This window comes from Pseudomonas sp. FG36 (assembly GCF_057809275.1).
In genome coordinates this window covers 20,709-33,452 of sequence record NZ_JBMDJQ010000029.1, presented here as the reverse complement: position 1 = coordinate 33,452, position 12,744 = coordinate 20,709, and the positions used below count along the sequence as shown (strand labels likewise).

Genomic DNA, 12,744 nt, shown 5'->3' with positions numbered 1-12,744 from the left:
GAGCTTAGAACCAAAATGGATAGAAACTCATTAACTTTCGTATTTGACAATCATTATCATTACGAATAGTTTGTCGCACGTCGTAGGAAGCCTCCTTAAGAGGTGCGCTCCCTCTCCTCTCTGAGACAAGGTGATTTCCATGGCGGAACAACTATCCACAAGTAAGTGCGATTCACCATTACTCCAGGCATTCGTCGACAACCGCAGCATCCTGGTCAAGATCGCAGCCCGCATCACCGGCTGCCGCTCGCGCGCCGAGGATGTGGTGCAGGACGCCTTCTTCAGGCTCAGCGCCGCCCCGCAGATCACCTCATCGTTCAAGGCCCAGCTCAGCTACCTGTTCCAGATCGTGCGCAACCTGGCCATCGATCACTACCGCAAGCAGGCCATGGAACTCAGGTACTCCGGCAGCGAGGAGGAAGGGATGAACGTGGTCATCCAGAACGCCTCGCCTGAGGCTACCCACATCAACCTTGCCACTCTGGAACACATCGCCGACGCCCTCGACGAACTGCCCAAACGCACCCGCTACGCCTTCGAGATGTACCGCCTGCATGGCGTGCCGCAGAAGGACATCGCCAAGGAGCTGGGGGTCTCGCCGACGCTGGTCAACTTCATGATCCGCGATGCACTGATCCATTGCCGCAAGAGCAGCCGCCTGGGCTGAGGCCGTCATCGCGGGGCAAGCCCGCTCCAGCAGGGGCGTGTTTGCCTTGGGCACTGCAACAGCCTGCCCACTCCATACTGAATACGCGACGGCCTTGCCGAAATTTAGGCTCTGTATGAACTGACCCTAGTCGTGCGGCGCTTCGACGGTGATCTGGTAAGGCTGGAAGATCCGCAGCAGTTCGCCGTTTTCCCGCAGCTGGCGCAACAGGCTGGCGAATGCCTCGGGGCTGATGGACGCCCCTGGGCGCAGTAGCGCGTAGTGATGGTAGACCTGGTCGACCCGTTGCGAGGCCAGCAACTGGCCGGCACTGTCCGGGTTGCGCTTGAGGAAATCGCTGAGGTACGAACGGGTGACCAGGGCGATGTCGGCACGCCCACGCTCGACCATGTTCAGGTTGCTGTCATGGGAATAGGTCAGGGTCGCCCTGTAGCGTTTCTTCAACCAGGCCGGGTCCGGATTGAAATCGGCGAAGGCGTAGTGGTAGCCATTGAACAGCGCCAGGCGCTTGCCTTCGAGGTCGTCGAAGTAGTGCTGGTCACGCCCGGCCTGCTGACGGCTGACGAACACCTCGGCATCCTCCAGCCCCATGTCCACGGTCTTGTGGGCAATCTCCTGCCAGCCCCACTGCGGGTTCTCGAAGATCGCCATGTCGGTGCGGCCTTGCTGGAAGTCGCCAAAGCGCCGAGGAATCGAGGTGGGCACCAGGACGAAACGGTGCCGGGACTGCAAACGGTTCAACGCCTCGACCAATTGCGGCAGCAAACCGGTGTCGGCGCCCTGCTCGGGGCGCACGGTGTACGGGGGAAAGTGCGCCGCCCCGATCTTCACTTCCAGCACCTCGTCGGCCCGCGCCGCACCACCCAGCGCTACCGCAACGAACAACAGCAGGGAAGAGGAAATCTTGACGCTGGGCAGTGGGATCAAGTCGAGACACTCATCACGGGTAGGGGCCTGAATGCGCCTAAACTAGGCGTTTTCCCACATGGGCACAACCGCCGAATATGCCAAAGTGCCAGGGGATGCCGTGGCTCTCGACTTTGGCTACGCTCTACCGGCCGGCCCGCTCAGATGAGCGCGCCGGCCTTTGTGCATTGAAGGGGAGCCTGGCATGGGCCACTGGTTGGTGATCGACCTGGAAGCCACCACCGACGACGGCGGCTGGCCGGTCACGGAGATGGAAATCATTGAAATCGGCGCAAGCCTGGTCACCCGCGAAGGGCGCGAGGTCGATCACTTCCAGCGTTTCGTGCGCCCCAGGCGGCGGCCGCAACTGACGCCATTCTGCTGCGAACTGACCCACATCACCCAGGCCGACGTCGATGGCGCGGATAAATTCGACCTGGTCTGGCGCCAGTTCGAACAATGGCTGCAGCCGCACCAGGCGCAGTTGCAGGCGTGGGTCAGCTGGGGCGACTACGATCGCAAGCAACTGCTGCAGGAGTGGCAACTGCACCATGTGCGCAGCCTGCTGGAGCAACTGCCGCATATCAACCTCAAGCAACGTTTCGCCAAGGCCCGCCACCTGCAGCGCCCGGCGGGGCTGAACAGTGCCCTGCAACTGGCCGGCCTGCAGTTTTCCGGGCAGCAGCACCGAGCCCTGGAAGATGCCCGCAACACCGCCCGCCTGCTGCCCTTGAGCCTGCCACCGGGCACGGCCTGAAACAGATGACGCTGGGGCGGGCCTTGGGCATACTGGCCAGCCTTTTTTCATTGCTTTTTCAGGAGTCGCCCGATGTTCAAGGTCAATGAGTACTTCGATGGCACCGTCAAGTCGATCGCCTTCGAAGGCAAGGAAGGTCCGGCCACCGTGGGCGTGATGGCCCCGGGCGAATACGAGTTCGGCACCGCCAAGCGCGAGATCATGCATGTGGTTTCCGGCGCCCTGAGCGTGAAGCTGCCAGGTAGCGACAACTGGGAAACCTTCAACGCTGGCGACAAGTTCAACGTGGCCGCCGACAGCAAGTTCCAACTGAAGGTGGCCGTGGACACTGCCTACCTGTGCGAGTACCGCGACTAAGCACCAAGCTGTAGCGGCCCCATCGCCGGCAAGCCGGCTCCCACAGGGACGGCGCTTGGCTTTAGGGCAGCGTGGTCGGGGTGGGAGCCGGCTTGTCGTGGCGACGAACCGCGGCGATGGGCTGCAAAGCAGCCCCAAGCGGCCTAGACCTTGAGAAACGCCGCAACCCGCTCCGCCGCCGCCTGCATATGCTGCTCGTGGCTGAACCCCGACGCCTTCAGCGGCTTCAGATCATGGTCCGCCGCCACCAGCCAGCTCACCTCGATCGCCGGCGATAGCACATACCCCTCGACCGCTTCCCGATTGCCCAGGGCATCCCGCTCACCCTGCACGATCAGCGTACGTGTGCGCAGGCCTGCAAGATGCTCCACGCGAGGTTTCTCCGGCTTGCCAACGGCATAGAACGGATACCCCAGGCACACCAGCGCATCGGCGCCCAGTTCATCAGCCAACAGGCTGGCCATGCGCCCTCCCATGGACTTGCCACCTATGGCCAACGGCCCTGCGACTAAACGCCGCACCTGTTCGTATACAGTCCGCCACGACTCCAGCAACACCTTCTGCGGATTGGGCGGCCGCTTGCCGCCATTCAACCGCCGTTCGGCCATGTAGGGAAACTCGAAGCGCACCACCCCTACCCCTTGCCCCGCCAGCCTTTGCGCCATGTCCTCCATGAACCCGCTGTCCATCGGCGCACCGGCGCCGTGGGCCAGGATCAGGCAGCCGCAAACGCCGCGATCCGCCGGAATTTGCGGAGGATCGCAGCGCAAGCCTGGGACATTTCCGATCTTCGCCCATTGATCCCCGTCAATACCGGCACTTTGCCCATTAATCATGCTTGCCTCGCTGTCTAGCCTGCCTATAACCGTGGATGGGAACCCATACATGAACACAACCAGCAGTACCGCCTACAACTACCAGGTGGTCCGCCAATTCGCCATCATGACGGTGGTGTGGGGCATCGTCGGGATGGGGCTCGGCGTCTTCATTGCCGCCCAGCTCGCCTGGCCCGCCTTCAACCTTGACCTGCCGTGGACCAGCTTCGGCCGCCTGCGACCCTTGCACACCAACGCGGTGATCTTCGCCTTCGGCGGCTGTGCCCTGTTCGCCACCTCGTATTATTCGGTGCAACGCACCTGCCAGACCACCCTGTTCGCGCCGCGCCTGGCCGCGTTCACCTTCTGGGGCTGGCAACTGGTGATCCTGCTGGCGGCGATCAGCCTGCCGCTGGGCTACACCAGCACCAAGGAATACGCCGAACTGGAGTGGCCGATCGACATCCTGATCACCATCGTCTGGGTCGCCTATGCCGTGGTGTTCTTCGGTACGCTGATGAAGCGCAACACCAAGCACATCTACGTGGGCAACTGGTTCTTCGGCGCCTTCATCCTGACCGTGGCGATCCTGCATATCGTCAACAACCTGGAAGTACCGGTCAGCCTGACCAAGTCCTACTCGCTGTACGCCGGCGCCACCGATGCCATGGTGCAGTGGTGGTACGGCCACAACGCCGTGGGCTTCTTCCTGACCGCCGGCTTCCTGGGGATGATGTACTACTACGTGCCCAAGCAGGCCGAACGTCCGGTGTATTCGTATCGCCTGTCGATCGTGCACTTCTGGGCGCTGATCACCCTGTACATCTGGGCAGGCCCGCACCACCTGCACTACACCGCCCTGCCGGACTGGGCGCAGTCGCTGGGCATGATCATGTCGCTGATCCTCCTGGCCCCGAGCTGGGGCGGCATGATCAACGGCATGATGACCCTCTCGGGCGCCTGGCATAAGCTGCGCAGCGACCCGATCCTGCGCTTCCTGGTCGTCTCGCTGGCGTTCTACGGCATGTCCACCTTCGAAGGCCCGATGATGGCCATCAAGACGGTCAACGCCCTGTCCCACTACACCGACTGGACCATCGGCCACGTCCACGCCGGCGCGCTCGGCTGGGTGGCGATGATCTCCATCGGCGCGCTGTACCACACCATTCCGAAAGTGTTCGGCAAGGAGCGCATGTACAGCCTCGGGCTGATCAACGCGCACTTCTGGCTGGCCACCATCGGCACCGTGCTCTACATCGCCTCGATGTGGGTCAACGGCATCGCCCAGGGCCTGATGTGGCGCGCGGTCAACAGCGACGGCACGCTGACCTACTCGTTCGTCGAAACCCTGGTGGCCAGCCACCCAGGCTTCGTCGTGCGCTTCGTCGGCGGCGTGATCTTCCTCAGCGGCATGTTCCTGATGGCCTGGAACACCTGGCGCACCGTGCGTGCCCCGGCTGTCGAGCAAGCCACCGCCAATGCCCAGCTGGCTTGAGGAGTAGAGCCTGATGAAACACGAAGTCGTTGAGAAAAACATAGGCCTGATGGCCCTGCTGATGGTGTTCGCCGTCAGCATCGGCGGCCTGACCCAGATCGTCCCGCTGTTCTTCCAGGACGTCACCAACAAGCCGGTCGAAGGCATGAAGCCCTACACCGCCCTGCAGCTCGAAGGCCGCGACATCTACATCCGCGAAGGCTGCGTCGGCTGCCACTCGCAGATGGTGCGGCCGTTCCGCGCCGAAACCGAGCGCTACGGCCACTACTCGGTGGCCGGCGAAAGCGTCTGGGACCACCCGTTCCTGTGGGGCTCCAAGCGTACCGGCCCGGACCTGGCCCGGGTCGGCGGGCGCTACTCGGACGACTGGCACCGCGCGCATCTGTACAACCCGCGCAACGTGGTGCCTGAGTCGAAGATGCCGTCCTACCCGTGGCTGGTGTCCTCGCAGGTCGACAACAGCCACACCGACGTCAAGATGCGCGTGCTGCGCAGCCTGGGCGTGCCGTACACCGACGATGACATCGCCGGGGCCAAGGACGCCGTCAAGGGCAAGACCGAGATGGACGCGCTGGTCGCCTACCTGCAGGTGCTCGGCACCGCGATCAAGAACAAGAGGTGAGTGCGATGGAAATGGACATCGGCATGATCCGCGGCCTGGGCACCCTGTTGGTGATGATCGCCTTCATCGGCTTGTCGCTCTGGGTGTTCAACCGCCGCCGCGACCGTGATTTCGCCGAAGCGCGCCTGCTGCCCTTCGTCGACGACCGCCTGCCCCCCGCCGGGCAGGAACCTGCTGCAATGAGGAGTACCCGGCAATGACCACCTTCTGGAGTACGTACATCAGCGTACTGACCATCGGCAGCCTGATCGGCCTGACCTGGCTGCTGCTCGGCACCCGCAAGGGCCAGAGCAGCGACACCACCGACCAGACCATGGGCCACAGCTTCGATGGCATCGAGGAGTACGACAACCCGCTGCCGAAATGGTGGTTCTGGCTGTTCGTCGGCACCCTGGTGTTCTCGGTCGGTTACCTGATCCTCTACCCGGGCCTTGGCAACTGGAAAGGCATCCTGCCCGGCTACGAGAACGGCTGGACCCAGGTGGATGAGTGGCAGAAAGAAATGGACAAGGCTGACGCCAAGTTCGGCCCGATCTTCGCCAAGTACGCCGCCATGCCGGTGGAGGAAGTGGCCAAGGATCCGCAGGCGCTGAAAATGGGTAGCCGGCTGTTCGCCTCCAACTGCTCGGTGTGCCACGGCTCCGATGCCAAGGGCTCGTACGGCTTCCCCAACCTGACCGACAAGGACTGGCGCTGGGGCGGCGAGCCAGAGACCATCAAGGCCTCGATCATGAACGGCCGCCACGGCGTGATGCCGGGCTGGGCCACGGTGATCGGCGAGCAGGGCGTGGCGGATGTCGCCGCGTTCGTGCTGACCAACCTCGATGGCCGCAGCCTGCCGGAAGGCGTCAAGGCCGACCCGGCCAAGGGCCAGGAGATCTTCGCCAGCAACTGCGTGGCCTGCCACGGCCCCACCGGCAAGGGCACCCCAGCCATGGGCGCACCCGACCTGACCCACCCGCAGGCGTTCATCTACGGCTCGAGCTTCGCCCAGCTGCAACAGACCATCCGTTACGGCCGCCAGGGCCAGATGCCGGCGCAGCAGGATATCCAGGGCAATGACAAGGTCCACCTGCTGGCGGCCTATGTCTACAGCCTGTCGCAGGATGAAGTGCCGGAAACCGTAACCGCCAAGTAAACAAGCGCAACACCCCTGTGGGAGCCAGACCGCTCCCACAGGCCCGCTCCACCCTCCCCGCCTTGCACCCCCTCCGAACACAACTAAGCTTGTTGCCACAGTGGCTCCGCTCGCAGCGACCGGAACAGACGTGGTGCACAGCCTGACATCACGCACCGATCCTGGACGCTCGAGCCTGCGGCTTTGGGATGTGCCTTGCGTGCCCGTCCCAGAAACAAAAGCTTGACCGATCGATCAGAAAAACATGGAAAACGGTACACATTACAAATATTTATTTGTGTACAATCGTTCAGCCCCCAACGCCACGGGACGGTGGCGAAAAGGGTCCGGACACGGGTCGGCGTACATAACTTGCGTTGCCATAACCCTGGTGGTTATCAATACTGGCGCCGATTTACCAACCAACAAGAACACCCAAACCGTGGAACCTTAGAATGAGCACTGCAATCAGTCCGACTGCTTATAACTATAAGGTCGTCCGCCAGTTCGCCATCATGACGGTGGTCTGGGGGATCCTTGGCATGGGGCTCGGCGTCTTCATCGCCTCGCAACTGGTATGGCCCCAGCTCAACCTGGACCTGCCATGGACGAGCTTCGGCCGCCTGCGCCCGCTGCACACCAACCTGGTGATCTTCGCCTTCGGTGGCTGTGCCTTGTTCGGCACCAGCTACTACGTGGTGCAGCGCACCTGCCAGACCCGCCTGATCTCCGACAGCATGGCCGCCTTCACCTTCTGGGGCTGGCAGGCGGTGATCGTCGGCGCGCTGATCACCCTGCCGATGGGCTTCACCACCACCAAGGAATACGCCGAGCTCGAATGGCCGCTGGCGATCCTGCTGGCCATCGTCTGGGTCACCTACGCCCTGGTGTTCTTCGGCACCATCGTCAAGCGCAAGACCAAGCACATCTACGTCGGCAACTGGTTCTACGGCGCCTTCATCGTGGTCACCGCGATGCTGCACATCGTCAACCACATCTCGCTGCCGGTGAGCCTGTTCAAGTCCTACTCGGCCTACGCCGGGGCCACCGACGCGATGATCCAGTGGTGGTACGGCCACAACGCCGTGGGCTTCTTCCTCACCACCGGCTTCCTGGGGATGATGTACTACTTCGTGCCCAAGCAGGCCGAACGCCCGATCTACTCCTATCGCCTGTCGATCGTGCACTTCTGGGCACTGATCACCCTGTACATCTGGGCCGGCCCCCACCACCTGCACTACACCGCGCTGCCGGACTGGGCGCAGTCGCTGGGCATGGTGATGTCGATCATTCTCCTGGCGCCAAGCTGGGGCGGCATGATCAACGGCATGATGACCCTGTCCGGCGCCTGGCATAAGCTGCGCACCGACCCGATCCTGCGCTTCCTCGTGGTGTCGCTGGCGTTCTACGGCATGTCCACCTTCGAAGGCCCGATGATGGCCATCAAGACGGTCAACTCGCTGTCGCACTACACCGACTGGACCATCGGCCACGTCCATGCCGGCGCCCTCGGCTGGGTGGCGATGATCTCGATCGGCGCGGTCTACCACATGATCCCGAAACTCTACGGCCGCCAGCAGATGCACAGTGTCGGGCTGATCAATGCGCACTTCTGGCTGGCGACCATCGGCACCGTGCTGTACATCGCCTCGATGTGGGTCAACGGCATCACCCAGGGCCTGATGTGGCGCGCCATCAACGACGACGGCACCCTCACCTACTCCTTCGTCGAAGCCCTGCAGGCCAGCCACCCGGGCTTCATCGTTCGCGCCCTGGGCGGTGCGTTCTTCGCCTCCGGCATGCTGCTGATGGCCTACAACGTGTACCGCACCGTGCGCGCCGCCAACCCGGTGGAGGCTGAGGAAGCCACCAAGATCGTCGTCGTGGGAGCCCACTGATGAAGCATGAAGCAGTCGAGAAGAACATTGGCCTGATGGCCTTCTTCATGGTCATCGCCGTCAGCGTCGGCGGCCTGACCCAGATCGTCCCGCTGTTCTTCCAGGACGTCACCAACAAGCCGGTCGAGGGCATGAAGCCACGCACCGCGCTGGAGCTCGAAGGCCGCGACATCTACATCCGCGAAGGCTGCGTCGGTTGCCACTCGCAGATGATCCGCCCGTTCCGCGCCGAGACCGAGCGCTACGGCCACTACTCGGTGGCCGGCGAAAGCGTCTGGGACCACCCGTTCCTGTGGGGCTCCAAGCGCACCGGCCCGGACCTGGCCCGGGTCGGCGGACGCTACTCGGACGACTGGCACCGCGCGCACCTGTACAACCCGCGCAACGTGGTGCCTGAGTCGAAGATGCCGTCCTACCCGTGGCTGGTCGAGCACAAGCTCGACGGCAAGGACACCGCCAAGAAGATGGAAGTGCTGCGCACCCTGGGCACCCCCTACACCGATGAAGACATCGCCGGCGCCGCCGACGCGGTCAAGGGCAAGACCGAGATGGACGCCCTGGTCGCGTACCTGCAAGGCCTTGGCACCCTCATCAAGAGCAAACGGTGACCGTGATGGATATCGGGATGATTCGCGGCCTGGGCACCGTCGTGGTGCTGGTGGCCTTCGTGGGCCTTGCGCTGTGGGTGTTCAGCCCGCGGCGCAAGCGGGAATTCGACGAGGCAACGCAATTGCCGTTCGCGGACGACCCCGAAGCCACCCGTCACGTCGAGCAAGCACAAGCTTCTAGGAGCAAAAAACAATGACAACCTTCTGGAGTCTGTACGTCACCGTCCTGACCCTGGGCACCATCTTCGCCTTGACCTGGCTGCTGCTGTCGACCCGCCGGGGCCAGCGCGAGGAGATCACCGACGAAGTCGTCGGCCACGCCTTCGACGGCATCGAGGAGTACGACAACCCACTGCCGAAATGGTGGTTCTGGCTGTTCGTCGGCACCGTCGTCTTCGCCCTCGGTTACCTGGTGCTCTACCCGGGCCTGGGTAACTGGAAAGGCATCCTGCCGGGCTACGCATACGTCGACAACGAAAAGAAGACAGAGTTTTCCAACGGCCAGGCCGGCTGGACCGGCGTGCACGAATGGGAAAAGGAAATGGCCAAGGCCGACGCCCGCTTCGGGCCGATCTTCGCCAGGTTCGCCGCCATGCCGGTGGAGGAAGTGGCCAAGGACCCGCAGGCACTGAAGATGGGCGCGCGCCTGTTCGCCTCCAACTGCTCGGTGTGCCACGGCTCCGATGCCCGCGGCGCCTACGGCTTCCCCAACCTGACCGACAACGACTGGCGCTGGGGCGGTGAGCCGGAGACCATCAAGACCACCATCATGAACGGTCGCCATGGCGTGATGCCAGGCTGGGCCACGGTGATCGGCGAACAGGGCGTGGCCGATGTGGCGGCCTTCGTGCTGACCAACCTCGACGGCCGCAAGCTGCCCGAGGACGCCAAGGCCGACCCGGCCAAGGGCAAGGAAATCTTCGCCACCAACTGCGTGGCCTGCCACGGCCCCGAAGGCAAGGGCACCCCGGCGATGGGCGCGCCCAACCTGACCCACCCGCAGGCGTTCATCTACGGTTCGAGCTTCGCCCAGTTGCAACAGACCATCCGCTATGGTCGCCAGGGCCAGATGCCAGCCCAGGCGCAAATGCAAGGCAACGACAAGGTTCACCTGCTGGCGGCGTACGTGTACAGCCTGTCGCATCAGGCGGAACCGGCCGCAACCGAGTAAGACAGGCCCGGCCCCTCGCGGATGAATCCGCTCCTACGCGCCCCTGTAGGAGCGGATTCATCCGCGATGAGGCCCGCAAACTCAGCACAAGCTGACCTGAATCAATTGACACCCGCCATAACACGATTCACACCACGAACCCAACGCGACTAAGTGTCGCAGTGCGCCCCGCATGCGCCAGCACAGGCGTATCATGGGCCGCAGAGCGCTAGCAGAACGCGCGAGACTGCGGCCGGCACGCACTGGCCGCGGCATTTCTCCACTGCCGTGGGACTTGATGATGAGCAAGCAAATTCCGGTACATGACGTCACCCCGCCTGCCAGCAAAGGGAAGGATTCCGTCGACCTCTACGCCTCGCGCGAAAAAATCTACACCCGCGCCTTCACCGGCATTTTCCGCAGGCTGCGGATGGTCGGTGGCGCGGTGTTGTTCCTGCTGTATTTCGGCACCGTCTGGCTGAACTGGGGCGGTCACCAGGCCGTGTGGTGGAACCTGCCCGAGCGCAAGTTCTACATCTTCGGCGCCACCATCTGGCCCCAGGACTTCATCCTGCTCTCGGGCATCCTCATCGTCGCCGCCTTCGGCCTGTTCTTCATCACCGTGTACGCCGGTCGGGTCTGGTGCGGCTACACCTGCCCGCAGAGCGTGTGGACCTGGGTTTTCATGTGGTGCGAGAAAGTCACCGAAGGCGACCGCAACCAGCGCATGAAGCTCGACAAGGCACCCATGAGCGCCAACAAGTTCCTGCGCAAGCTGGCCAAGCACAGCCTGTGGCTGCTGATCGGCTTCGTCACCGGCATGACCTTCGTCGGCTACTTCGCGCCGATCCGCGAACTGGCCATCGAGTTCTTTACCGGCCAGGCCGACGGCTGGGCCTACTTCTGGGTCGGCTTCTTCACCCTGGCCACCTACGGCAACGCCGGCTGGCTGCGCGAGCAGGTGTGCATCTACATGTGCCCGTACGCGCGCTTCCAGAGCGTGATGTTCGACAAGGACACCCTGATCGTTTCCTACGACCCGCGCCGCGGTGAAACACGCGGCCCGCGCAAGAAGGACATCGACTACAAGGCCAAGGGCCTGGGCGACTGCATCGATTGCACCATGTGCGTGCAGGTCTGCCCCACCGGCATCGACATCCGTGACGGCCTGCAGATCGAGTGCATCGGCTGCGCCGCCTGCATCGACGCCTGCGACAGCATCATGGACAAGATGAACTACCCCAAGGGCCTTATCAGCTACACCACCGAGCACAACCTGTCCGGGCAGAAGACCCACATGCTGCGCCCGCGCCTGATCGGCTATGCCCTGGTGCTGCTGGTGATGATCGGCGCCCTGGTCACCGCCTTCGCCACCCGTTCGCTGGTGGGCTTCGACGTGGCCAAGGACCGCGTGCTGTACCGCGAGAACGCGCAAGGACGTATCGAGAACGTCTACAGCCTCAAGGTGATGAACAAGGACCAGCGCGACCACGTCTACGTGCTCGACGCCGCCGGCCTACCCGACCTCAAGCTCGAAGGCCAGCGCGAAATCCGCGTAGCCGCCGGGGATATCGTCAACCTGCCTGTGCAGTTGTCGGTCGCACCGGAACAGCTGCCCTCGACCACCAACGAAATTACCTTCATCCTCAAGGACGCCGACGACAGCGCCAGCCAGGTTGAAGCCAAGAGCCGCTTCATCGGCCCACAGATCCGCTGAGAGAGAACCTAGACAATGCCTGCCGCCACCGCCGCCAGCCCCTGGTACAAGCACCTCTGGCCCTGGATCATCATCGGCATCCTGGCCACCTCGGTGTGCCTGAGCCTGACCATGGTCAGCATCGCCGTGCGCAACCCGGACAACCTGGTCAACGACAACTACTACGAGGCCGGCAAGGGCATCAACCGCTCGTTGGACCGCGAGCTGCTGGCCCAGACCCTCAACCTCAAGGCCAGCGTGCACCTGGACGAGCTGACCGGCGAAGTCGAAGTGCGCCTGACCGGCAACAGCGACCCGCAGGCGCTGGAGCTGAACCTGATCTCGCCGACCCAGCCGGCCAAGGACCGCAAGGTGCAGCTGGCACGCACCGAGCCAGGCCGCTATGTCGGCCAGCTGGACGACAAGGTCGACGGCCGGCGCTTCGTCGAGCTGCTCGGCAGCCAGGACGACCATGTGTGGCGGTTGTTCGAGGAGGAGAAGGTCGAGCATGGGGTGACCTTGCAGCTGGGGGATGAAGCCATTCAAGGGGCCGAGCACCAGTAATAGCGACACACCACACCTCGTGGGGGCGGGCCTGAAAACCAGCATTCCAGGCCCATCGCGGGGCAAGCCCGCTGCCACGAACCCGCTGCAGC

At 63.4% G+C, this 12,744-nt stretch carries 15 protein-coding genes; 13 read left to right on the top strand and 2 right to left on the bottom strand.

From position 1 onward, the window contains the following. The first annotated feature begins 139 nt into the window (after positions 1 to 139). Positions 140 to 667, top strand: coding sequence for an RNA polymerase factor sigma-70 (locus ACODS9_RS20130; RefSeq protein WP_046856458.1), 528 nt, complete (start codon positions 140 to 142; stop codon positions 665 to 667). Between the two features lie 126 nt (positions 668 to 793). Here the strand turns inward: ACODS9_RS20130 and ACODS9_RS20125 are convergent, their stop codons facing one another. Next, entirely contained in the window at positions 794 to 1,594 is an 801-nt protein-coding gene (locus ACODS9_RS20125; protein WP_367856632.1) for a substrate-binding periplasmic protein, read from the bottom strand. 184 nt (positions 1,595 to 1,778) lie between these two features. Here ACODS9_RS20125 and ACODS9_RS20120 point away from each other — a divergent pair, with 184 nt between their 5' ends. Then, entirely contained in the window at positions 1,779 to 2,330 is a 552-nt protein-coding gene (locus ACODS9_RS20120; RefSeq protein WP_476258793.1) for a 3'-5' exonuclease, read from the top strand. A gap of 72 nt (positions 2,331 to 2,402) precedes the next feature. Next, positions 2,403 to 2,687 (top strand): pyrimidine/purine nucleoside phosphorylase, encoded by a 285-nt coding sequence (ppnP, locus tag ACODS9_RS20115; RefSeq protein ID WP_038705716.1) that lies wholly within the window; start codon positions 2,403 to 2,405, stop codon positions 2,685 to 2,687. Between the two features lie 143 nt (positions 2,688 to 2,830). Here ppnP and ACODS9_RS20110 read toward each other — a convergent pair whose 3' ends face one another. Further along, positions 2,831 to 3,523 carry an alpha/beta family hydrolase gene (locus tag ACODS9_RS20110; RefSeq protein ID WP_489094579.1) on the bottom strand — a complete coding sequence of 231 codons (693 nt, stop codon included), beginning with the start codon at positions 3,521 to 3,523 and terminating at the stop codon, positions 2,831 to 2,833. Between the two features lie 49 nt (positions 3,524 to 3,572). Between ACODS9_RS20110 and ccoN (ACODS9_RS20105) the strand changes: the two genes are divergently transcribed. The 10 genes from ccoN (ACODS9_RS20105) (at position 3,573) to ACODS9_RS20060 (ending at position 12,652) form a co-directional block, all read left to right on the top strand. Continuing rightward, entirely contained in the window at positions 3,573 to 4,997 is a 1,425-nt protein-coding gene (gene ccoN / locus ACODS9_RS20105) for a cytochrome-c oxidase, cbb3-type subunit I (RefSeq protein ID WP_046856461.1), read from the top strand. A 13-nt stretch (positions 4,998 to 5,010) separates the two neighbouring features. Next, positions 5,011 to 5,619: a cytochrome-c oxidase, cbb3-type subunit II gene (gene ccoO / locus ACODS9_RS20100; RefSeq protein ID WP_038705714.1), complete on the top strand. Its 609-nt coding sequence runs from the start codon at positions 5,011 to 5,013 to the stop codon at positions 5,617 to 5,619. Positions 5,620 to 5,624: 5 nt separating this feature from the next. Then, positions 5,625 to 5,819: a cbb3-type cytochrome oxidase subunit 3 gene (locus tag ACODS9_RS20095; protein WP_046856463.1), complete on the top strand. Its 195-nt coding sequence runs from the start codon at positions 5,625 to 5,627 to the stop codon at positions 5,817 to 5,819. Beyond that, entirely contained in the window at positions 5,816 to 6,757 is a 942-nt protein-coding gene (gene ccoP, locus ACODS9_RS20090; protein WP_038705713.1) for a cytochrome-c oxidase, cbb3-type subunit III, read from the top strand. Before ACODS9_RS20095 ends, ccoP (ACODS9_RS20090) begins: the two co-directional genes overlap by 4 nt. A 434-nt stretch (positions 6,758 to 7,191) precedes the next feature. Then, a complete protein-coding gene (ccoN, locus tag ACODS9_RS20085) occupies positions 7,192 to 8,634 on the top strand; it encodes a cytochrome-c oxidase, cbb3-type subunit I (protein ID WP_046856465.1) in 1,443 nt (480 codons plus the stop codon). After that, the gene (ccoO, locus tag ACODS9_RS20080) at positions 8,634 to 9,242 is read left to right on the top strand and encodes a cytochrome-c oxidase, cbb3-type subunit II (RefSeq protein WP_023631369.1); all 609 of its coding nucleotides are present in this window, start codon (positions 8,634 to 8,636) and stop codon (positions 9,240 to 9,242) included. The genes ccoN (ACODS9_RS20085) and ccoO (ACODS9_RS20080) overlap by 1 nt, the downstream gene beginning before the upstream one ends. Positions 9,243 to 9,247: 5 nt before the next feature. Continuing rightward, positions 9,248 to 9,439 carry a CcoQ/FixQ family Cbb3-type cytochrome c oxidase assembly chaperone gene (locus ACODS9_RS20075; protein ID WP_031315534.1) on the top strand — a complete coding sequence of 64 codons (192 nt, stop codon included), beginning with the start codon at positions 9,248 to 9,250 and terminating at the stop codon, positions 9,437 to 9,439. Beyond that, positions 9,436 to 10,413: a cytochrome-c oxidase, cbb3-type subunit III gene (gene ccoP, locus ACODS9_RS20070; RefSeq protein ID WP_367856636.1), complete on the top strand. Its 978-nt coding sequence runs from the start codon at positions 9,436 to 9,438 to the stop codon at positions 10,411 to 10,413. The genes ACODS9_RS20075 and ccoP (ACODS9_RS20070) overlap by 4 nt, the downstream gene beginning before the upstream one ends. Positions 10,414 to 10,693: 280 nt before the next feature. Next, the gene (ccoG, locus tag ACODS9_RS20065) at positions 10,694 to 12,109 is read left to right on the top strand and encodes a cytochrome c oxidase accessory protein CcoG (protein WP_046856467.1); all 1,416 of its coding nucleotides are present in this window, start codon (positions 10,694 to 10,696) and stop codon (positions 12,107 to 12,109) included. Between the two features lie 15 nt (positions 12,110 to 12,124). Continuing rightward, positions 12,125 to 12,652, top strand: coding sequence for a FixH family protein (locus ACODS9_RS20060; RefSeq protein WP_102684959.1), 528 nt, complete (start codon positions 12,125 to 12,127; stop codon positions 12,650 to 12,652). The last annotated feature ends 92 nt before the right edge of the window (positions 12,653 to 12,744 follow it).